This window comes from Methylocella sp. CPCC 101449, assembly GCF_031921685.1.
Lineage (GTDB): Bacteria > Pseudomonadota > Alphaproteobacteria > Rhizobiales > Beijerinckiaceae > Terripilifer.
On record NZ_JAPDHU010000004.1, the window covers coordinates 22,760 to 42,882 of the forward strand.

The 20,123-nt window shown below is 62.8% G+C and carries 21 protein-coding genes; 13 read left to right on the forward strand and 8 right to left on the reverse strand.

Features of this window, described 5'->3' with window-relative positions:
* The first annotated feature begins 24 nt into the window (after positions 1-24).
* Genes OIM99_RS24735 through OIM99_RS24745 form a run of 3 tightly spaced genes read left to right on the forward strand, consistent with a single transcriptional unit; the run spans position 25 to position 1,079 of the window.
* Positions 25-195, forward strand: a complete 171-nt coding sequence (locus tag OIM99_RS24735; protein WP_311853188.1) for a hypothetical protein — start codon at positions 25-27, stop codon at positions 193-195.
* 27 nt (positions 196-222) lie between these two features.
* A complete protein-coding gene (locus tag OIM99_RS24740) occupies positions 223-822 on the forward strand; it encodes an SCO family protein (protein WP_311853189.1) in 600 nt (199 codons plus the stop codon).
* Positions 823-857: 35 nt separating this feature from the next.
* On the forward strand, positions 858-1,079 hold the full coding sequence (locus tag OIM99_RS24745; protein ID WP_311853190.1) for a hypothetical protein: 222 nt from the start codon (positions 858-860) through the stop codon (positions 1,077-1,079).
* A 224-nt stretch (positions 1,080-1,303) separates the two neighbouring features.
* Here the strand turns inward: OIM99_RS24745 and OIM99_RS24750 are convergent, their stop codons facing one another.
* Complete coding sequence (locus OIM99_RS24750) at positions 1,304-2,164, reverse strand: transporter substrate-binding domain-containing protein (RefSeq protein WP_311853191.1); 861 nt, start codon at positions 2,162-2,164, stop codon at positions 1,304-1,306.
* 240 nt (positions 2,165-2,404) lie between these two features.
* Here OIM99_RS24750 and OIM99_RS24755 point away from each other — a divergent pair, with 240 nt between their 5' ends.
* Positions 2,405-4,111, forward strand: a complete 1,707-nt coding sequence (locus OIM99_RS24755; RefSeq protein ID WP_311853192.1) for a lysine--tRNA ligase — start codon at positions 2,405-2,407, stop codon at positions 4,109-4,111.
* Between the two features lie 136 nt (positions 4,112-4,247).
* The gene (locus tag OIM99_RS24760; RefSeq protein ID WP_311853193.1) at positions 4,248-5,018 is read left to right on the forward strand and encodes a TSUP family transporter; all 771 of its coding nucleotides are present in this window, start codon (positions 4,248-4,250) and stop codon (positions 5,016-5,018) included.
* 4 nt (positions 5,019-5,022) lie between these two features.
* Here OIM99_RS24760 and OIM99_RS24765 read toward each other — a convergent pair whose 3' ends face one another.
* The gene (locus OIM99_RS24765) at positions 5,023-5,664 is read right to left on the reverse strand and encodes a helix-turn-helix transcriptional regulator (protein ID WP_311853194.1); all 642 of its coding nucleotides are present in this window, start codon (positions 5,662-5,664) and stop codon (positions 5,023-5,025) included.
* A gap of 211 nt (positions 5,665-5,875) precedes the next feature.
* Between OIM99_RS24765 and OIM99_RS24770 the strand changes: the two genes are divergently transcribed.
* Entirely contained in the window at positions 5,876-6,220 is a 345-nt protein-coding gene (locus tag OIM99_RS24770) for a DUF952 domain-containing protein (RefSeq protein ID WP_311853195.1), read from the forward strand.
* Positions 6,217-7,299, forward strand: a complete 1,083-nt coding sequence (locus OIM99_RS24775) for a quinone-dependent dihydroorotate dehydrogenase (protein WP_311853196.1) — start codon at positions 6,217-6,219, stop codon at positions 7,297-7,299. The genes OIM99_RS24770 and OIM99_RS24775 overlap by 4 nt, the downstream gene beginning before the upstream one ends.
* Here the strand turns inward: OIM99_RS24775 and OIM99_RS24780 are convergent.
* From OIM99_RS24780 to OIM99_RS24795, 4 genes are read right to left on the reverse strand one after another with little or no spacing between them, the layout of a single operon-like run.
* Positions 7,296-8,135, reverse strand: coding sequence for a class I SAM-dependent methyltransferase (locus OIM99_RS24780; protein WP_311853197.1), 840 nt, complete (start codon positions 8,133-8,135; stop codon positions 7,296-7,298). The genes OIM99_RS24775 and OIM99_RS24780 overlap by 4 nt on opposite strands.
* Complete coding sequence (locus tag OIM99_RS24785) at positions 8,132-9,190, reverse strand: glycosyltransferase family 4 protein (protein WP_311853198.1); 1,059 nt, start codon at positions 9,188-9,190, stop codon at positions 8,132-8,134. Before OIM99_RS24785 ends, OIM99_RS24780 begins: the two co-directional genes overlap by 4 nt.
* A gap of 6 nt (positions 9,191-9,196) precedes the next feature.
* Positions 9,197-9,595 (reverse strand): 6-carboxytetrahydropterin synthase, encoded by a 399-nt coding sequence (locus OIM99_RS24790; RefSeq protein WP_311853199.1) that lies wholly within the window; start codon positions 9,593-9,595, stop codon positions 9,197-9,199.
* Positions 9,596-9,646: 51 nt separating this feature from the next.
* Positions 9,647-10,633, reverse strand: a complete 987-nt coding sequence (locus OIM99_RS24795; protein WP_311853200.1) for a zinc-binding alcohol dehydrogenase — start codon at positions 10,631-10,633, stop codon at positions 9,647-9,649.
* Between OIM99_RS24795 and mdoH the strand changes: the two genes are divergently transcribed.
* The 3 genes from mdoH to OIM99_RS24810 are packed head-to-tail and all read left to right on the forward strand — an operon-like array spanning position 10,603 to position 14,516.
* Positions 10,603-12,525, forward strand: coding sequence for a glucans biosynthesis glucosyltransferase MdoH (gene mdoH / locus OIM99_RS24800; protein WP_311853201.1), 1,923 nt, complete (start codon positions 10,603-10,605; stop codon positions 12,523-12,525). The genes OIM99_RS24795 and mdoH overlap by 31 nt on opposite strands.
* The gene (locus tag OIM99_RS24805) at positions 12,522-13,517 is read left to right on the forward strand and encodes a hypothetical protein (RefSeq protein ID WP_311853202.1); all 996 of its coding nucleotides are present in this window, start codon (positions 12,522-12,524) and stop codon (positions 13,515-13,517) included. The genes mdoH and OIM99_RS24805 overlap by 4 nt, the downstream gene beginning before the upstream one ends.
* A gap of 21 nt (positions 13,518-13,538) precedes the next feature.
* The gene (locus tag OIM99_RS24810; RefSeq protein ID WP_311853203.1) at positions 13,539-14,516 is read left to right on the forward strand and encodes a heparan-alpha-glucosaminide N-acetyltransferase; all 978 of its coding nucleotides are present in this window, start codon (positions 13,539-13,541) and stop codon (positions 14,514-14,516) included.
* A gap of 3 nt (positions 14,517-14,519) precedes the next feature.
* Here OIM99_RS24810 and fumC read toward each other — a convergent pair whose 3' ends face one another.
* Complete coding sequence (gene fumC / locus OIM99_RS24815; RefSeq protein WP_311853204.1) at positions 14,520-15,938, reverse strand: class II fumarate hydratase; 1,419 nt, start codon at positions 15,936-15,938, stop codon at positions 14,520-14,522.
* Positions 15,939-16,050: 112 nt separating this feature from the next.
* On the reverse strand, positions 16,051-16,968 hold the full coding sequence (locus OIM99_RS24820; protein WP_311853205.1) for a LysR family transcriptional regulator: 918 nt from the start codon (positions 16,966-16,968) through the stop codon (positions 16,051-16,053).
* Between the two features lie 164 nt (positions 16,969-17,132).
* Between OIM99_RS24820 and OIM99_RS24825 the strand changes: the two genes are divergently transcribed.
* Genes OIM99_RS24825 through OIM99_RS24835 form a run of 3 tightly spaced genes read left to right on the forward strand, consistent with a single transcriptional unit; the run spans position 17,133 to position 20,007 of the window.
* Positions 17,133-17,897, forward strand: a complete 765-nt coding sequence (locus OIM99_RS24825; RefSeq protein ID WP_311853206.1) for a MaoC family dehydratase N-terminal domain-containing protein — start codon at positions 17,133-17,135, stop codon at positions 17,895-17,897.
* The gene (locus tag OIM99_RS24830; RefSeq protein WP_311853207.1) at positions 17,894-19,144 is read left to right on the forward strand and encodes a CoA transferase; all 1,251 of its coding nucleotides are present in this window, start codon (positions 17,894-17,896) and stop codon (positions 19,142-19,144) included. Before OIM99_RS24825 ends, OIM99_RS24830 begins: the two co-directional genes overlap by 4 nt.
* Positions 19,141-20,007: a CoA ester lyase gene (locus OIM99_RS24835; RefSeq protein WP_311853208.1), complete on the forward strand. Its 867-nt coding sequence runs from the start codon at positions 19,141-19,143 to the stop codon at positions 20,005-20,007. The genes OIM99_RS24830 and OIM99_RS24835 overlap by 4 nt, the downstream gene beginning before the upstream one ends.
* Positions 20,008-20,123 lie beyond the last annotated feature (116 nt).

A 20,123-nucleotide genomic window follows, 5' to 3' on the forward strand; every position in this document is an offset into this window, starting at 1 on the left:
TGCAGTCTTCGAAGCGGGACCGGCATGAGCCACGATATCGATACGGGCAACAGCGAGGACCGTTCCGGCCGCCTGGCCGTGCGGTTGGTGCTGGCCGGTTTCGGTCTGATGTTCGTGGCGGCCATGGCCATGTGGATCAACTTCGGGCCGACCATCTTCATGGATCTGGCGACTGCGGTGGCGAGCTGTTTCTGAGGCTCGTTGAACCGTTAGGAAAATTTGATGACCAGCGCCCAGCGTCGCCTGATAGTCCCGATCATCTGTCTCATTCTCGGCGTCGCTTTGCTGGGGACCACCGCTTACGTGACCTTGCGCCAGACAGGCGGCGGCGTCGGCGCGCCGCAGCCGGCGGCGATCGGCGGGCCGTTCGCGCTCATCGGCAAGGACGGCAAGGCGATCACCGATCGCGATATGCTCGGCAAGCCGTTCCTGGTCTTCTTCGGCTATACCCATTGCCCGGACGTCTGCCCGACGACACTGTTCGACATCACCGAAACGTTCAAGGCGCTGGGCGCGGACAAGAAGATCGGCGGCCTGTTCGTCACCGTCGATCCCGAGCGCGATACGCCTGAGGTTCTGAAAGACTATCTCTCCAATTTCGACCCGCGCATCGAAGCCGGCACCGGCCCGCGCGAATCCGTCGATCGCGTCATGAAGACCTATCGCGTCTTCGCGCGTCGCGTGCCGGGCGAGGGCAGCGAATATACGATGGATCACAGCGCCATCGTCTATCTGATGGACAAGCAGGGCCGCTTCGTCACGGCGCTCAACACGCAGAAGACGCCGCAGGAATTGGCGAAGGAACTGGCGCGTTACTTGTGAAATTCGCTGCGAGAATATTGCGCAAACAGGATTTCTTGCCGCGCTATGTCGTCGTCAAGCCGGAATATGTTGGCGGTCGCACCCAGGCCTTTACGGCCGATGTCATGCTGAACGATGCAGGTCCGTTCGTCCGAAAGATTCACCCTTGGGGAAAGGGTTCGGACGTCTTTTTCTTCAACCTGACCGCCCCGCAGTGCCAGAAGGCCGGGCTCGATACCAACGACGAATGCATCGTCACGATCACGCCGAAGGCTTGATCACCGCGCTTAACACACAGAAGATGCCGCAAGAACTGGCGAGAAAGCGGCGCCACCTTTGAGCCGTGTGCCGAAGTCTCGGTGTCATCCCGGGCACCGCAGGTGACCCGGGATCCAGGGGCGTGTGGTACAATGCATCATACGGCGCTCTATCGGTTGCCCCTGGGTCCCGGATCACTTGCTGCGCAAGTGTCCGGGATGACACCAAGATTGCAGCTAGCTGATTAGAAAAATCCGATCGGAAAATATTTCAGATAGAGTTCCGCATAGACGCCGCGCTGCGCCAGGCGCGCCAGCGCGAAATCGAGAATGCGGCGCATCGGGGCATTGTCGCGCTTGACCGCGATGCCGACGCCTTCACCGAAATAGCTGCTTTCCAGGAACGGGCCGCCGCGAAAGGCACAACAGCCCTCCGCATCGCTGCCGTTGAGCCAGAGCGCCAGGGAGACGCCGTCGCCGAAAATCACCGGCACTTCGTCGCGCTTCAACGCCGAACGTAACGCCAAGGCGGAATCGTAGGATTTGATCTCCGCCGCGCTGAAGAATTTTTGCAGATAAGCTTCATGCGCCGTGCGGGCCTGGACGCCGATCACCTTGCCGGCCAGTGTCTCGGGCCGTGGATCGTCGAGCACCGTGCCGGTGCGCGTCACGAAGCGAGCGGGCGTGCGATAATAAGGCTGGGTGAAGTCGGCCCGCGCCAGATTGCGCGGCGTGATGGCGATCGAGGCGATGGCCGCATCAGCCTCGTTCTTGTCGAGCGTATCCAAAATCGTGTCGAAGCGCCGCGCCTGGATCGTGCAGCTCACCTTGAGTTCGTCGCAGATCGCCCGGGCCAGATCGACATTGAAGCCGGTCAGCTGTCCGTCCGCCGTGGTGAAGCCGAAGGGCGGATATTCGTCGTCGGTGATGATCCGCAGGTTGCGCAGCGCCGTTGTGTCCGGGCGTTCGAGGCGGCGTTGCGGGTCCCAGAACAGGGGCACGCCGGACGCGTTGCTTTGCGCTTGGTTTGGCGCCTGGGCGAAGGCCGGAAGCGGCATGGCCGCGGCCATCCAGCCGAGCGCACCGGCCAGCATGGTCCGGAGCAAGATCCGCCCAAAGGCCGTTTTGCGCTGTCTGGCTTGGAGCATCCGCCGATTCGCCATCTCCGGCGCCGCAGCGGCGCCCCGCGTCCGCTGGTCGCACGATGTTGTGGCGGACGCAAGTAAAACGGGGTTGGCTGATGCCCAATGAATGGGTTTTCACTGTGGCAGAAAGTGTTTAGGGTGCGGCCGAAATTCGCGCCTGCCTCCGCTGGATGGCCGGCGCTTCATCCCCGGGACATGTCTATGACCGCCGATCCTCTTTCGCTCGCCGATGCGGCGCGCGTTTCCGCAGCCTGGCCCTTCGAGGAGGCCCGCAAGATCGTTCAGCGTGTCGAGCGGACCGGCCAGAAAGCGGTTTTGTTTGAAACCGGTTACGGCCCGTCGGGCCTGCCCCACATCGGCACGTTCGGCGAAGTGGCGCGCACCACCATGGTGCGCCATGCCTTCACTGTCCTGACCGAGGGCAAGATCGGCACGCGCCTGCTCGCCTTCTCCGACGATATGGACGGCCTGCGCAAGGTACCCGATAACGTGCCCAATCGCGAGATGATGGCGCAATATCTCGGCAAGCCGCTGACGCGCGTGCCCGATCCTTTCTCCAACGAATATCCGTCGTTCGGCGCCGCCAACAACGCGCGTCTGCGCGCCTTCCTCGACAAGTTCGGCTTCGATTACGAATTCGCCTCTTCGACCGACTATTACACGTCGGGCCGTTTCGACGCGATGCTGCTGCGCATGCTCGAAGTCTACGACAAGGTGATGGACATCATCCTGCCGACCTTGGGGCCGGATCGTCGCGCCACCTATTCGCCCTTCCTGCCCGTCTCGCCGCGCACCGGCATCGTGCTGCAGGTGCCGATGATCGAGCGCAATGCGTCGAAGGGCACCGTCGTCTATGTCGATCCCGACACCGGCGAGAAGGTGGAGACGACGGTCACGGGCGGCGCGGTCAAGTGCCAGTGGAAGGCCGACTGGGCGCTGCGCTGGGCGGCGCTCGGTGTCGATTACGAAATGGCCGGCAAGGACCTGATCGATTCCGTAAAACTCTCCGGCAATATCGTGCGCGTGCTCGGCGGCACGCCGCCGGAGGGCTTCAACTACGAACTCTTCCTCGACGAGAAGGGCCAGAAGATTTCCAAGTCGAAGGGCAATGGCCTGACGATCGAGCAATGGCTCACCTATGCGAGCCCGGAATCGCTGTCTCTGTTCATGTTTCAGAAGCCGCGTGAAGCCAAGCGCCTCTATTTCGACGCCATTCCGCGCGCCGTCGACGAGTATCTGCAATTCCTCAACGGCTATGAGCGGCAGGACTGGAAGAACCGCCTCGGCAATCCGGTATGGCACATTCACAGCGGTCAGCCACCGGCGCCGGAAGTGCTGCATCAGGCGGGCGAGAGCGGCAGCGGCACGACGATTTCCTTCGTCATGCTGCTCAACCTGGCGGCCGTCGCCAACAGCGAAGACCCGCAGGTGCTCTGGGCCTTCCTGCGCCGCTATGCGCCCGGCGTGTCGCGCGAGACCCATCCGCGTCTCGATCTGCTCGTCGGTTATGCGGTGGCCTACTTCCGCGATTTCGTTCGCCCGGCCAAGACCTACCGTCTGCCTGACGATGTCGAGCGCGCCGCGCTCGAAACGCTCGATGCGGAACTGGCGAAACTGCCGGCCGATGCCAGCGCCGAAGACATTCAGACCATGCTCTATGACGTGGCGCGGCCCATCCCGCGCTATCAGGATATGAAGGCCAAGGGCGCGACGCCGGAGCGGCCGGGCGTGTCGAACGATTGGTTCAACATGCTCTATCAAGTGCTATTGGGTGAGAGCCGTGGACCGCGCTTCGGCTCGTTTGCGGCGCTCTATGGTATTCCCGAAACGCGGGCCTTGATCGCCAAGGCGTTGTCGGGGGCTTTGGTTAGAGAACACGAAATATTTTTGCAGAACCGGGCGGCGTGAGGCGTTAAAGCATTTTCGAGCGAAGTGGATACCGGTTCGCGAAGAAAATGCATCTAAACGAAAACTGGAGTTTGGTTCTGAGAACCGAACTCCAGCCTTAAAAAGACCGCCCGTTATAAGAAAGAGGAAACGCCGGGTGATAACCCTCTCCGCCGGTCTTGCGATCGGCGCCGTGACATTTCTCGGCGCCTTCACGTCGGGCATATTCGGCATGGTTGGCGGCCAGTTCATCCTGGCCGTTCTGCTCTACTATATGCCGGTCAGCGCGGCGATGACCTTGTTCTCGGCGCTGATGTTCATGTCCGGCCTGTGGCGCGGCATTCTCTGGCGCCGTCATATCGATTGGCCGCTCACTTGGCGCTATGTCGCGGGCTCCATCATCGGCTATGTGCTGATGCTCTTCATCGCCTTCGTGCCGTCGAAGCCCGTCGTCTATCTCGGCCTCGGGTTGACACCGCTCATTGGCAGTCTGTTGCCGAAGCATCTGGCGCCCGACATCACCAAGCGCGGCATGGCGCCTGTGTGTGGCTTCATCGTCATCGTGCTGCAAATCGCCATTGGCGGCGCCGGCAATGTGCTCGACATGTTTTTCCAGGCGAGCCCGCTCAGCCGCCACGTCATCGTCGCCACCAAGGCGGTGACGCAATTGTTCTCGCAGGCCATGCGTTTTCTCTATTTCGGCGCCTTGGCGCTCGAGGCCAGCGAATATGTGCCGATCTGGCTGTTCGTCATCTATGTGCTGCTGACGTTTGCCGGCGGTTCGGCGGCCACCGGCGTGCTCAACCGGATGAGCGACGCCAATTTCCGCAAATGGACGCAATGGCTCATCTGGGCTTTGAGCGCGATCTATACCGGGCGCGGCCTGTGGCTGTTGGCCTTTCCGAGCGGCGCCGCGGCGATCTTGTAAGCTTCTATTGGCTGGCCCAGACGATGCGCGACATCCAGAGGATATCGTCCATGTCGATCACGTGATCGGCGGCGCCAGCATGTGTCGCTTTCAACGTCACCGACGTATCGGTGATATGCGAGAGTTCGGCGACGTGCAGCGTGCCGGATAGGGTTTTCAAGATGATCTTGTCGCCGGCGCGCGGCACGGCGGCAGGGGAGACGATGAGCCGTTCGCCAGCGCGATAGAGCGGCAGCAGATCGTCGCTGGAGAGATCGAGCACATAGGCCGCCTCATCGGTGAAGGCGGGGACATCGCTATCAAGCCAAATGTGATCTGACGAGTTGGCGGACGGCGCGCCATTCTCGTCGAAGGCACCGTTGGTGCCGGCCTGTGCCAGATCGATGACGGGCAGGAAGCGACGCGGCGGCTCGCTTTCGGGCAACAGCAACGCGACGAAGTCCTCGATCGAGGTCTCCGTCGCGGCCAAGCATTTCGCCACCGATTCCGTCGAGGGCCAGCGCAGCCGGCCATCGGCGGTGACACGTTTCGATTTGTTGAACGTCGTTGGGTCGAGCCCGGCTTTGCGCGCCAGGGCCGAGGCGGTGAGCCCCTGGCGTACGGCCAGCGCGTCGATGGCGCTCCAGATTTGGTCGTGGGTCAGCAAGATGCCCTCGTGGAACAGTGGCAGCCCTGTGACAATATTCCTGTCCACTATAGCTTTTTCGGGATCGATTGCACGGCCTCGCGCCGCCCCCTATAGCGTTTCGAGCGAAGTTGACCCCGGTTCGCGTGAAGAAAACGCGTCAAAACAAGAGCCTGAAGTCTTTCACCGTTTCGGCGAAAGCCTTGAGGTCGGCGAAAATCTGGAGCGGCAGGTGCAGTTCATTTACAAGATTGCCACGCAAGAACAGTGGGATATAGCGCAAAAGAGCGGTTCCTTCGCCGGTGCGCCGGTCGATCTGGCCGACGGCTTTATCCATTTCTCCACCGCCGATCAGGCGCGCGAGACGGCGGCGAAACATTTCGCCGGCCAGGCCGGTCTGGTTCTGGCGGCGCTCGACGCCGACGCCCTCGGGGCGGATCTGAAGTGGGAACCGTCGCGCGGCGGCCAGTTGTTCCCCCATCTCTATCGGCCTTTTGCCGTCTCCGAGGTGATCTGGGCCAAGCCCTTGCCGCTCGCGGCTTCCGGCAGCCATGATTTCGCGGGGCTGCTGCCGTGATGAATCTCCTCTGGACGCTGGCACGTCCTGTTCTGGCCCAGCTCGACTCCGAACAAGCGCATGGCCTGACCATCGCCGCCATGCGCAAGCTGCCGCTGCCGGCGGCGGGCCGGGACGATCCGCGCCTTAAGGTCGAGGCCTTTGGCCTGTCCTTTCCCAATCCCATCGGCATGGCCGCCGGTTTCGACAAGGGCGGCGATGTGCCGGATGCGGTGCTGCGCGTTGGCTTCGGCTTCACCGAAGTCGGCACGATCACGCCACGCCCGCAGCCGGGCAATCCGCGTCCGCGTCTGTTTCGCCTGGTCGAGGACGAAGGCGTCATCAATCGCTTCGGCTTCAACAGCGAAGGCCATGAGGTCGTGCATCGTCGCCTGGCGGGGCGCACGGCGCGCGCCGGCGTCGTCGGCATCAATGTCGGCGCCAACAAGGATGCCAGCGATCGCGTCGAAGACTATGTGACCGGCATCAACGCGTTCGCCGATGTGGCGGGCTATTTCACCGTCAACATCTCCTCGCCGAACACGCCTGGACTGCGCGATCTGCAACAGGCCTCCGTGCTCGACGATCTCCTGGCGCGCGTGATCGAGGCGCGTGACCGCAATACCCAGCGCTTCGGCCGCAAGCCCGTGCTCTTGAAGATCGCGCCTGATCTCACCGAAGGCGATCTCGACGACATCGTGCGCGTCGCCCGTGCCCGTGCCGTCGACGGCATGATCGTCGGCAATACGACCGTGACGCGCCCTGCGACGCTGACGAGTGCGTTGAAGGGCGAACAGGGCGGCCTGTCCGGCCGGCCCTTGTTTGCCTTGTCGACGCGCGTGCTGGCGCAGGTGTTTCAGCGCACTGAGCGGGCATTTCCCATCATCGGCAGCGGCGGCATCACGGATGCCGCGACAGCCTTTGCCAAGTTCGAAGCGGGCGCCACTTTGCTGCAGCTCTATTCGTCGCTCGTCTATGGCGGCATGCCTCTGGTGGACGGCATCAAACGCGGCATCGTTGACCGGCTGGCCACGGAGCAATTGCCGAACATCGCCCCGGTGGTCGGCCGCAAAGCGGCCGAGTGGAGCAAAGCGCCTTAAGCCGGCAGCGCAAACAGATCGATATGGCCGATCTCGCAGGCTGACGCCTCCCGGCGCGCGGCAAGCCAGGCTTCGATCTGTTCCGGCGCGACCTGACCGGTTTCGCGCACGGCCGCGGCGCTGCCTTTGGCCAGTTCCGCGATCAACGCGCGGTGGGGGCGCTCCAGCAGCCACGGGCTGTCGCCGGTCGACACTCGATAGCCATGCCGTTCAAGCGCGCGCCGCAGGATCGCGGCCGCCTGCGGGCCTGCGGCGGGGCCAAAGCCCTTATCGCGCCCTTGATGGACGTGGAAAGCCGCCAGCATGGCGGCATCGGCATCATGTGGCGGTGTCCAGGTCTCCGTGCCGTCATAGGTGAGCACGGCATAGAGCGGCAGTTTGCGGGCCGCCAGTTCGCGGCAAAAATCGTCGATCCACTCTTCCGAGACGAGATCGAAAAAAGCCGAAGCGGTGACGAGATCGAGCGGCTCATCGAAAACCGCCGCCGGTTCTTCCGCAAGGTCGGCTTGAACGAAATCGAGCGTCAGTTTCTTGTCTTTGATGCGGACGCTGATGCGGTCGTCGTCGCCGGCGAATTCGTCGGCCCAGGCGGTGATCGCCAGATTGGCATGATCGAGCAGGGCCTCGTCATGATCCATCAGGCGCCAATGTTGGGACTTTGGCAGCAGCGGCGCCAGGCCGCGCAGGTTCGAGCCGGAGCCGCTGCCGAGATCGGCGATGCGGACATGCGCGCGTTGGCCAACCCAGGCCAGCAGTTCGGCACGAAGCTCTTCGTTGATCGAGCGATGATCGATGGGTTCACGCAGCGCCAGCCATTCAGCGGAAAATCCATTCATCTTCTTTCGGCAACCCTCCTCAGCACGCCTGCAATGATCCTAGTCGTTTCTTCCCAGCGCCGCAGCTTTTGCCCGGCTTGCCACGACGCCTCGGCGATTTCACTGCGGCGCTTCCGGTCCACGATAGCGGTCCGCAGCGCATCGGCCAATGCGGTGGCTTTTCCTGGCGGCACTTTCAGCCCGGCGCCGTCGGGCACCGTGTTTTCAACGGCGCCGCCTGTCGTCGTGACGATCGGCAGCCCATGCGCCATGGCTTCCGCCAGGGCCATGCCATAGCCTTCATAATGTGACGCCATGACGAAAATGTCCGCCCCGCGATAGGCGGCTTCCAGCGCGCCATCGGCCAATTCGCCGGCGAAGCTGATCCGTTCCTCGAGGCGGGCGTTGGCGATCTGTTCCACAAGGGCGCGTGCCGTGTCCGGCGCGCGGTCGGGCGAGCCGACGATGGTCAGGCGCCAGGCGCAGTCTTTCAGGTTGGCCAGGGCTTCGATCAGGATGTCATAGCCCTTGCGCGGGATGATCGAGCCGATCGCCAGCAGGTGTGGGGTGCCGTCCGAACCCTGGGCCCTCGGCGCGGCATCGATGCCGGGCTCGGCGACGGTGATCCGCTCGCTCGCCACGGCAAAGTCGCGCCGCAAGGTGTCAGCCGTCATCGCGCTGGTGACGATCACATGATCGGCCGCGGCCAGGGTCTGTTTTTCATTGGCAATGAAATGCGCGCTCTGTTCGGCGCTGAGCCCCGCTTCCAGCCCAAGCGGATGGTGACAAAGCGCCACGACACCGGGGCCGAGGCTCGTGGCGAGATCGGGCGGCAGTGTTCCCCAGGCCAGCCCGTCGACGAGCAGGATTGTGTCCGGACCGGCGCGCGCCAGCAGGCTCTGGGTCTGGGCGAGATCGGCGGCGGACGGGAAGGGGAAGGAAGCGGGCAGGGTGCAGAGCGTCGCGTCGATGCCCTGCGACGGCAAAAGCTCCAGCACGCGGCGGTCATAAATCGTGCCGCCGGTGAGGGTATTGATATCGCCGGGAACGGCGAAGACGACGGAAAGCGGCTTCATCGCTGGCTAGACCGGACCTTCGAACCAGGCGCGTGCCACATGCGATTCATGCAAGGTGACGCGAATGCGCGTGATGCCTTCGCCACCAGGCCCCAACGCGCCTTTGCGCGCGGCCTCCGCCATGGCATCGAAAATATGTTTCGATAGAAATTCCGTCGTCGTCTGCTGGCCGGCGAATTGCGGCAGCGTGTCGAGATTGTTGTAGTTCAAAGGCGCAAGCGTTGCTTTCAGCGCGTCATGAGCGCGGCCGATATCGACCACCACGCCATCCGCCGTCAGGCTTTCGCGGAAGAAGGCGACATCGACCACGAACGTGGCGCCGTGCAGCTTCTGCGCCGGACCGAACAGCTCTCCTTTGAACGAATGCGCGATCATGATGTGGTCGCGCACCTCGATGGCATACATGCGTGTTTCTCCCAAAGCGTTGTGCGCGCAAAGACGCGTCAAACAAGAGTGTCAATAACGGACGACGGCGGCAATACCGTCGGATGAGTTGAGGAAGCCGGGCAACAGGCGTGGCAGATCCGTGAAAGCGAATTCATGGGTGATGAGTTGATCGAGGCGAGCATCGTCTAAGAGTTCAAGCGCTTTCGCCATACGGCGATCATGAGTCCAGCGCGGCCGCCGCGAGGGCGAGACTTGGCCAACTTGCGACGAGACGATCTGCAAGCGCTTGCTGTGGAAACCGCCGCCCAGCGGCGCGGCGATCGCGCCTGCGCCATACCAGCTCAGCTCGACAACGCGCGCTTCAAGGCCGGCAAGTTCGATGGCCGTTTCCAATCCCGAAGCGGTGGCGCTGGTGTGAAACACCACGTCGCAGTCGGCGCAGGACATTGTGTCAGGGCGAGAAAACTGTGCGCCCAAAGCTTGCGCGAGGGAACGGCGGCTTTCGTCCACGTCGATGAGATGCACTTCGGCGCCAGGCAGGCGTGCGCATAGAAAACTCACCAGCAGTCCGACGAGACCGCCGCCGATCACGGCGATGCGGTCGCCAGGGCCGGCCCCCGAATCCCACAGCGCGTTGAGCGCCGTCTCCATATTGGCGGCGAGCACCGCGCGCCGGGGATCAAGGCCGTCAGGCAGGGGCGTCAGCAGGGGCAGGGGCGCGACGAAGCGCGACTGATGCGGATGCAAAGCGAAGACCCTGCGGCCGATCCAATCGGCCGGCCCAGCCTCGACGGTGCCGACGGCGCAATAGCCATATTTGACCGGGAAGGGGAACGCGCCCTCCTGCAACGGTGCGCGCATACGCTCATATTCGGAGGCGGGCACGCGGCCCTGGCTGATCAGGCGCTCGGTGCCCCGGCTGATGGCGCTCCACAGGGTTTTCACAAGAGCTTCATCGGGGCCGGGCGACGTCACGGCGGCGTCACGCAATTGCGCCAGGCCGGGCGAAACGTGCCAAAGCGCTTGTGCGTTCCCACTTTTACTATCGACCACCATTGCCGCTCCTAATAAGCTTCCCCACCTTACGCGACCTTGCGATCAATCAAGAGCCTGTTTTCATGCCTGCCGCAATGCCCGAAATGACTCCGGCAGGTCTCCAGCCCCGCGCGCGGCTGGCGCGGCGGCGGATCATCGCCACTCTGCTCAACCTTCTCACCTACGGGGCGATGCTGTGGTGGCTGGCGGATATTCTCGGCGCCGGCGGCTGGAGCGTGATCGACGTTTTGATCTTTCTCTGTTTCGCCGTTGCCGCGCCCTGGAGCGTGCTGGGCGTGTGGAATGCGCTGCTCGGCGTCTGGCTGTTGCATGGCCGGCGCGATCCGATGGATGTTGTCGCGCCCTTTGCCGCGGCGGGTGACAGGTTTGTGCCGATCACAAGCCGCACCGCCATTCTCATGACGGTTCGCAATGAAGATCCCTCGCGCGCCTTCGTGCGGCTGCGCGCCATCCGCGACAGCGTCGAGGCCACGGGCTTCGGTCGTCAGTTCGCTTATTTCGTGTTGAGCGACAGCGACGATTTGCAAGTGGCTGCGGCTGAAGAGCAAGCGTTCACTGCCTGGCAGGCCGAAGTCGGTAACGGTGCCGACGATCTCCACTATCGTCGCCGTGACGACAACAGCGGCTTCAAGGCCGGCAATGTCCGGGACTTCTGCGAGCGTTGGGGCAGTGGGTTTGAATTCATGCTGCCGCTCGACGCGGATTCCCTAATGTCGGGCGAGATGATCGTGCGTCTCGTGCGCATCGGCGAGGCTTGGCCGAAGCTCGGCATTCTGCAAAGCCTTGTTGTCGGCGCGCCAACGTCGTCGGCTTTTGCGCGCATCTTTCAGTTCGGCATGCGGCATGGCATGCGGCCCTATACGATGGGGAGTGCCTGGTGGGGCGGCGATTGCGGGCCGTTCTGGGGACACAATGCGCTGGTGCGCATCGCGCCGTTTCGTGATCAATGCCATTTACCTGTTCTGCCGGGCGGACCGCCGCTCGGCGGGCAGATCCTGTCGCATGATCAAGTCGAAGCCGTTCTCATGCGCCGTGCCGGTTTTGAGGTGCGCGTTTTGCCGCAGGAGGGCGAGAGCTGGGAAGACAATCCGCCTACTGTCTTCGAGTTCACCCGGCGCGATCTGCGCTGGTGCCAGGGCAATATGCAATATTTTCGCCTGGTCGGCCTTCAAGGCCTTCAGCCGATGAGCCGCTTTCAACTGATCTGGGCAATCATGATGTTCGTCGGCATCCCAGCCTGGACGGCGATCATCGTGCTTGCGGCGCTCAAGCCGCTCGACGGCGAAAATCTCGCAACCTTCCCCGCCCTGTCGGCGTTAAGCTTCTATATCGTCTTCCTGTTGATGTTTCTTGCCCCCAAATTGGCCGGTTTTATCGATATCGCACTGACGAACGGCGGCTTGGCTCGCTATGGCGGCGCTCGCAAATTTGCTTTGGGGGCAGTGGTCGAAATCGTCTTTTCCTTTTTGCTCGGCGCGGCGACCACTTTCCGTACCGGCCTCTTCATGCTTGGCCTTGCTTTCGGCCGCACCATTTTGTGGAACGGTCAGGCACGCGACGCGCATGCCCTGTCCTGGGCCACAGCGGCGCGCGGGCTCTGGGGCCAAACCCTTTTTGGCATCCTGCTCTGGGGCGCAGCTTGGCATCTCGCCCCAGCCCTCATCGGCCCGTCGCTGCCATTGACGCTCGGCTATTTTGTCGCCATTCCCTTCGCCGTTCTGACGAGCGCTCCCGTGTTTGGCCGATGGCTCGAACAAAGGGGCCTCTGCGCCATTCCGGAAGAGATTGCTCCGCCGACAATTCTGCTGCGTATACAATCTAATTCTCTTGCCAATTCTTTGGCCAATCCCCCGGCGCCACCTGCGGCGCTTGCTCCTCACGAGGTTCCATGAAGACGCTTCGCCTGTTCTACGCCGCGCTCGCCAGCTCTGTCCTTGCCGTGTCCGCCTTGGCCCAAGCGCCGGTCACGAAACTGCAAGACAAGCCTGAAGCGAAGCCGCAAGAACTGACGGTCGACATTCGCAACCTGAGCGAACCGGTCTTGTGCGCCGAGAAGGACAATATCCGCGTCGATTTCGCCTCGCCCGATGTGCGCTCGTTCCGCATCCAGGCACAACATCCCGCTTACATCGGCACGATCGTCACCGATCGTTGGGCGCCCGATTTCACCAGTTGCGATATGTCGGCCGATAGCGCCTTCACCAGCGGCGCCGACAAGCCCAAGCGCATCACCATTTGGGAGACGCCGGAATACTGGCTGACCGGTTATATCTTCCCGACATTCTGGCGGCCCAACAGCGTGCCGCTGACGGTGGAAGGGCGCAGCGAAAAGTTTCACCTGATCCAATTGTGGAAGCTGCATCGCGAACGCGCCGAGGAGGTGCTGGTCGTCTATCCGCCCGATGGCTATTGGCGCGCGCGCCCGTTGCCCTTCGGCGACATGCGCTGGACCGCCTATGGCTCGTCCTTCCTCGTCGGTCCCGTGGAAGTGCAGGAACGTCCCATCGTCGCCTTGAAGGATATGGCCTTCGATCCGGCAACGATGACGTTCAATCTGAACTTCATGCGTGGCGGTTCGGCGAAACTGCATGTGGCGACCGTCGATCCTGATCATCTGGCGATCGATGTCAGCCTCGACCGCGCCATGCCCGACGGGCTGCCGTTCGCCTCTTTGCGCTCGATGTATATCACCGAGACCAATTCCGACGTGGCGCGCGTGCAGTGGCGCTCGGCCGGTTCGCATGCCTGGGGCGAGGGCACGATCATGGATTTCAAAGGCGCGAAAGCGCAGGAATTCTGGGCCGGCCGCACGGTGCCGTCACGCCACAACCTGTCGGCGCCGGATATGGTGTTCCAGCGATTTCTCGGCACCGCCGGCAAGTGACGGTCGTGGTGTAAATCGGCCATGACCGAAGCGGTGCGCCCTTCCTCCCGTCTCTCCATCGTCGATGCCGCCCGCGGCACGGCGCTGGCGGCGATGTTCGTCTATCATTTCGTTTGGGATCTCGGTTTCTTCCGTGTCGTCCCGCCGGAAATGCCGGCCAGTCCAGGCTTCAAATTCTTCGGCCATATCATCGCCGGCAGTTTTCTGGCTCTGGTCGGCATCAGCCACGCGTTGGCGACGCGCAATGGCATCAAGTGGAAGCCCTGGGCCTTCCGTCTGTCGATGATCATTGCGGCGGCGGCGCTCATCACGCTCGTCACGTATTACCTGTTTCCCGAAAGCTATATTTTCTTCGGCATCCTGCACTGTATCGTCGTGGGCAGCCTGCTTGCGCTGCTGTTCACGCGTGTGCCATGGCCGATCACGGCGCTCGTCGGGCTTGCCATCATTCTCGGGCCGATATGGGCGAGCGAGAGGTTCGACCCGGTCAACTGGTGGCTGGGGCTGGGGTTCGACGAACCGCGCACGAACGACTGGCGACCGGTGTTCCCGTGGAGCGGCTTCGCGCTTGTGGGGCTTGCGCTGGCGCAAGCCATTCCCTTCGAGCGCTGGCCAGCGGGGCTCTTGTCATGGCGCGAACGCAATCGGCCGACCCGGTGGCTGGTGCAGGGCGGGCGTCATTCGCTGCTCGTCTATCTCGTGCATCAGCCGGTGCTGCTCGCCATCGCTTTTCTGCTGTCGCTGTTCTTCGTGCAGCGGCAGTTGCCGCAGACCACGCCGACAGCGGCATTTCAGAACGCCTGCGAGGCGCGCTGCCTCGAGGTGCAGCCGAACCGCCAATATTGCGCGGCCGCCTGTTCCTGCGTGGTGAAGGAAGCGCAGACCGCTGGTCTGTGGGATAAAGTGTTGCGCAACACTCTCGAGCCGGGCGAACGCGTTACCTACGACGCGCTGACCCAGCAATGTGTGCGCCGCGCCAATCCCGAGATCAGCCCCTAAACATCAACGCTCCGGCTTGAGCATCGATTCAGGCCGGACGATCGCATCGAATTCGTCGGCGGTGACGAGGCCTGACTTGAGCGCTTCCTCGCGCAAGGTCGTGCCGTTGTGATGGGCGGCCTTGGCGATGGCGGCGGCGGCGTCATAACCGATCTTCGGCGCCAGCGCCGTCACCAGCATGAGCGAGCGCGACAACAGATCCGCAATCCGCGCCGTGTTCGGCTCCAAGCCTTCGACGCAATGGCTTTGGAAGCTCGCGGCGGCATCGGCGAGCAGGCGGATGGATTGCAAGGCTGCCTGGGCGATCACCGGCTTGTAGACATTCAGTTCGAGGTGGCCCTGGGAGCCCGCAACCGTCACCGTCGTCTGATTGCCGAACACGCGGGTGCAGACCATGGTCATCGCTTCGACCTGGGTCGGATTGACCTTGCCCGGCATGATCGAGGAACCCGGCTCGTTCTCCGGCAAGGCCAGTTCGCCAAGGCCGGCGCGCGGGCCGCTGCCGAGCAGGCGGATGTCGTTGGCGATCTTGAACAGGCCTGTTGCGCAGGCATTCAGCGCACCATGCAGGAACACCAAGCCATCGTGGCTGGCGAGCGCTTCGAATTTGTCGGCGGCGCTGACGAAAGGCAGTTGCGTCGCTTGCGCCACGCGTTCGGCGACCTGCTCGGCGAAACCGTTCCACGCATTCAGGCCGGTGCCGACGGCCGTGCCGCCCTGCGCCAAAGGCATCACATGCGCCAGCGCTTCTCGCAGGCGTTGCGCGCCGTAACGCACCTGCGCGGCATAGCCGCCGAATTCCTGGCCCAAGGTCACGGGCGTCGCATCTTGCAGATGGGTGCGGCCGATCTTCACCAGGGTGGAGAAGCTTTCGGCTTTCGCGGTCAGGGCGCCGGCCAACGCATCGAGCGCCGGCAGCAGCCGGTGCGCCACTTCGACGGCGGCGGCAATGTTCATCGCCGTCGGCACGCAATCGTTCGATGACTGGCACATGTTGACGTGATCGTTGGGATGCACCGGAGACTTGGTGCCCAACTGGCCGCCCATCATTTCGCTGGCGCGATTGGCGATCACTTCATTGACGTTCATATTGGTCTGTGTGCCCGATCCGGTCTGCCAGACGACCAAGGGAAAATGCTCGTCGAAGCGCCCATCCATCACTTCCTGCGCGGCGGCGATGATGGCCGTGGCGCGTGGCGCATCGAGCAGGCCGCGATCGCGATTGGCTTCCGCGGCGACGCGCTTGATCAGCGCCAGCGCATGAATGAGCGCCAACGGCATGCGCTCGCCGCCGATACGGAAATTTTCCAGCGAGCGTTGCGTTTGCGCGCCCCAATAGCGGCTCGCCTCGACTTCGATCGGCCCGAAACTATCGGTCTCGGTACGCTCACCATAGACGGGCGGTTGGGACGGGTTGGACATTGCAAACTCCGCTATTGCTGTAGGCTTTGATCTGATCGCGCCATCGGGGCGGTATTGTGATAGGCGCCTGAAAGGGCGAGCGCCAGCCATGATTGCAACCGCTTTAATGCGACTAAATCAATGTTTTCATGCGCAGGGCGAGTTCGGTGCGCAAGGCGGCGGCAATGGCCCGGCGGACGGCCTCGGCTTCGGGTGCCAGACGTTCTCCGGCGCGCCACAAGCTGCCAAGCCGCCGGTTGAGCGGCACCTCTCCCAGGCGGATCGGATGCAGGTTTTCACCCATGCGTCCTTGCAGCGCCAGCAGCGGTGCCACGGTGACGGCATAGCCTGAGGCGACGAGCTGCAGCGCCGTCGTGATGTGCTGCACCTCATGGCGCCAATTCAGATCGAAGCCGATGATCGGGCGTGCGTCTTCCAGCAAACGGCGCAGGCCTGACTGCGGCCCGATGCCGATCAGATCGAGACCGCTCAGCGCGCGCCAGGGCAGGTGGGTTTGTCGGGCGAGGTCGTGTCCCTTCGCCACGACCAGAACCATCGGCTCTTCGATAATGGCCTGCTGGCTGAAGCCGCGCTCTTCAATGCCAAGATACGTAATGGCAACATCGGCCGAACCGTCGGCGATGTTCTGGCGAATTTCCGTGGCGGAGAGATCGTGGATCCTGAGGCGAATATCGGGGTGGCGTTTGTTGACCGCCGCCAGGGCCTGCGGCAGCACCGACGTGCAGAGCGTCGGCAGACAGCCCAGTGTGACGCTCGGCACGCCGTAACGCACGGTGTCGCGCACGCTCTTCAAGACGCCGGACAGTCCTTCGAGATGCGCGCGCACTTTTGGCAGCAGCAGGGAGCCTTGCTCGCTCAAGGCGAGACCTCGGCCGGCACGAACGAAAAGTTTGATGCCGAGAGAAGCCTCCAAGCGCTGCAGCCGGCGCGACAGTGCCGCTTGCGAAAGCCCCAAGCGCCGTGCCGCCGCATGGGCGCTTCCTGAATCGACCACCGCGACGAAGGCGGTGAGCGCAGGCGTATCGAGCATCCGCCGGCTCCTTCAATAGTTGCATTCAATGCATCAATTGAGCCGATCGACACCTATAGTCAATGGATTGCCAGGCCGATTATCGTCGCCCCATGAACGCGATGAAGACTTCAAATGGGCGGGAAGAAGCCTGGGACGCTTGCGCGGAAACAAACGTTAAGCGTTTGGCTGCGCTGCTGAATCTGGACCCTGCGCGAGGCGGCGAAGGCGAGCCTTTGCCGCTCGGCTGGCAGGTCATCCTGTTTCCGCCCCTGGTGCGGCAGGACGAGCTTGGCCCGGACGGTCATCCACGGCCGAGCGGCTTCATGCCGAGCTCCCCTCTGCCACGGCGTGTGCACGGCGGCCGGCGGGTCTGGAGCCATTCTCCCCTCCATGTCGGGGACCCGGTGCGGCGTCTCAGCGAAATCGCCTCGGTGCAACACAAGGACGGCCGCAGCGGTCCCTTGATGATCGTGACCGTCCGTCACACGATCTTTCTTGCCGATCGGAACGAGCCGGCGATCGTCGAGGAACAGGACATCATCTACCGGGAAGCGAAGAGCTCATCGGAAGCCGCGAGTCCCAAGACGAAAAATCTCGAACGACGCGAGGCGCTGCACGAGCGGATATTCCGCCCGACCGCGCCGCTGCTGTTTCGTTTTTCGGCGGTGACCTTCAACGCGCACCGCATTCACTACGATCAACCTTACGCGACCGAGGTCGAAGGCTATCCGGCGCTCGTCGTGAACGGCGGACTGACGGCCTTGTTCCTGTTGCAACTGTTGCGTGACGTGACGGGGCAGGAACCGTCCTACTACGAGGCGAAGAATTTGGGACTTCTGTTTTGCGATCGCGACGTCAGGCTCCGTGCTGCCCCGCTGACGGAAGGCTGGAAGCTCTGGGCCGAGGATGATGAAGGACGCGTCGCCATCGAAATGGTGACGAAATGACCGAGCCCTTGCCACTGGCAGAACCTTTACCTCTGGAAGGCGTTCGCGTCCTCGATCTCACCAGCGTCGTTGCCGGTCCTTCGGCGACTTTGCGCCTGGCGGACATGGGCGCCGAGGTCATCAAGATCGAAACCTTGGATGGAGATCTGCTGCGCACCTTGGGTGGTGCGTCAAAATCGGGCTCTCTGTCGCCGAAGTTCATGCACTTCAATCGTTCGAAACGATCGGTGGCGCTCGATTTGAAACATCCGCAATGCCGGCCAGTGCTGGAGCGGCTGCTCGGCGAGAGCGATATTTTTATCACCAATATACGGCCTGAATCGCTGGGCCGCTTGGGGCTCGATGCGGCGACTTGCCTGGCGAAGCATCCGAAATTGATCCACTGCATCATAACCGGGTTTGGCCCTGGTCCATATCGCGGCCGGCCAGCTTACGACACGGTGATCCAGGGCGCGGCCGGTGTGGCGGGACTGTTCATCAAGCGCGACGGCCGTCCAAGCTATGCGCCGTTTCTGCTGGCCGACCATGTGGTCGGTGAAGTCACGGCCGGTGCCATTACGGCGATGTTGTTTCGGCGCAGCCGAACGGGGCGTGGCGGCGAGCTAGAAATCCCGATGATGGAAACCTTGGCCGCCTTCGTGCTGCAAGAACATCTCGGCGGCGCCACCTTCCGTCCGGCGCGCGGTGAATCCGGTGACAGCCGCATCCTGGCACCTGACAACCTGCCGATCGCGACCGCGGATGGATGGGTGAGCGTGACCTGCAACACCGATCCGCAAGTGCATGCCTTTCTGAAGGCCGTAGGGCGACAGGAACTGCTCGATGATCCGCGCTTCAAAACCGTAGCGGCGCGCTTCGCCGCGTCGAAGGATTGGTTCGCGATGCGGGCCGACGCGTTGAAGCATCAACCGACCGCATATTGGTTGCGCGTGCTGACCGAAGCGGGCGTGCCGGTGATGCCCTGTCATTCGATCGAATCCTTGTTGGAAGACCCCCATCTTGTGACGACGGGCCTCCTTCAGCATCGCGATCATCCTGTTGAGGGACCGATCATCGACGTCGCTTCCGCCGTGCGTTTCGATGGACAGGCATCGGCAACGGGTTTCTCGGCGCAGACCTCGGGCCAGGATACGCATGCCGTCTTGCAGGAGCTTGGATTTGGCGAGGACGATATCGAAGCCCTGTTTCAATCCGGCGTGATTGGCGGAGGCAAGACAACTGAACAGACGCGGAGGGCTTCGAAATGATCCGCTCGCTGCTTTATGTTCCGGGCAATTCCGACAAGTTCATCGCCAAGGCGCATGAGCGCGATGCCGACGGCATCATTCTCGATCTCGAAGACGCCGTGCCGCCAAGCGAAAAGATTGGTGCGCGGCAACGGTTGGCGCAGTCCGTCGTATCGGTCGGCCAGAATGGCGCCATGGTCTTCGTGCGCGTGAATGCCGCCGAGACCGGTTTGCAGGACGACGATGCGACGACTGCTTGTCTCGCCGGTGCCCATGGCATTCTGGTGCCGAAAGCCAACAAGCCGGAGATGTTGCAGGCGCTCGACACGCACCTCACCGGTGTTGAACAGCGCATGGCACGGACCGATCAACTGCGGTTGGTGCCGATGATCGAAGAGCCGGGCGCCGTTCTCAACGCCTCCGCCATTGCAACGGCAACGCTACGCAATTGGGGCCTCATCACCGGCGGCGAAGATTTGGCGACGAGCATGAATGCCACGCCGACGCCCGACATGTTGCGGCTGCCAAAGCTTCTGGTTCATCTTGCGGCCAAGGCCGCCGGTTTGCGCTCTCTGGGGCTGTTGAGAAGTGTCGCCGACTTCCGTGATGTCGAGGCGATCAGGGCAGCCACCGTTGAAGCGCGCCAACATGGCTTCGATGGCGCGACCTGCGTTCATCCCAACGTCGTGCCGCTCCTCAATCGCGGATTTGCGCCGACGCAGGCTGAGTGCGAATGGGCGCGCGAAGTGGTCGAGGCTTATGCGCGTGCCGAACAGGCGGGTTTGGGTGCGATCACGGTGCAGGGGCAGATGGTCGATCGGCCGGTTGTCGAACGGGCGCGTCGCATTCTTCAGGTCAAGCAGGCGTCCGTGGAGACCGCTTGATTATGTAACAATGGTCATAGGTGTTTTTTGAAACTCTAAGTCTCCGCCTATTCAGCCAATCATCAAAGCGTGCGTGTGCTTGCATTCGATCTGTCGTTGCCATGCGCGGTCTTGAG

Coding starts and splice junctions, on each gene's coding strand:
- fumC (WP_311853204.1), bottom strand. CDS start 15,938: ATGTCCAACCCGTCCCAACCGCCCGTCTATGGTGAGCGTACCGAGACC.
- OIM99_RS24820 (WP_311853205.1), bottom strand. CDS start 16,968: ATGCTCGATACGCCTGCGCTCACCGCCTTCGTCGCGGTGGTCGATTCA.
- OIM99_RS24755 (WP_311853192.1), top strand. CDS start 2,405: ATGACCGCCGATCCTCTTTCGCTCGCCGATGCGGCGCGCGTTTCCGCA.
- OIM99_RS24785 (WP_311853198.1), bottom strand. CDS start 9,190: ATGAAGCCGCTTTCCGTCGTCTTCGCCGTTCCCGGCGATATCAATACC.
- OIM99_RS24835 (WP_311853208.1), top strand. CDS start 19,141: ATGATCCGCTCGCTGCTTTATGTTCCGGGCAATTCCGACAAGTTCATC.
- OIM99_RS24790 (WP_311853199.1), bottom strand. CDS start 9,595: ATGTATGCCATCGAGGTGCGCGACCACATCATGATCGCGCATTCGTTC.
- OIM99_RS24805 (WP_311853202.1), top strand. CDS start 12,522: ATGAAGACGCTTCGCCTGTTCTACGCCGCGCTCGCCAGCTCTGTCCTT.
- OIM99_RS24830 (WP_311853207.1), top strand. CDS start 17,894: ATGACCGAGCCCTTGCCACTGGCAGAACCTTTACCTCTGGAAGGCGTT.
- OIM99_RS24810 (WP_311853203.1), top strand. CDS start 13,539: ATGACCGAAGCGGTGCGCCCTTCCTCCCGTCTCTCCATCGTCGATGCC.
- OIM99_RS24735 (WP_311853188.1), top strand. CDS start 25: ATGAGCCACGATATCGATACGGGCAACAGCGAGGACCGTTCCGGCCGC.
- OIM99_RS24795 (WP_311853200.1), bottom strand. CDS start 10,633: ATGGTGGTCGATAGTAAAAGTGGGAACGCACAAGCGCTTTGGCACGTT.
- OIM99_RS24780 (WP_311853197.1), bottom strand. CDS start 8,135: ATGAATGGATTTTCCGCTGAATGGCTGGCGCTGCGTGAACCCATCGAT.
- OIM99_RS24740 (WP_311853189.1), top strand. CDS start 223: ATGACCAGCGCCCAGCGTCGCCTGATAGTCCCGATCATCTGTCTCATT.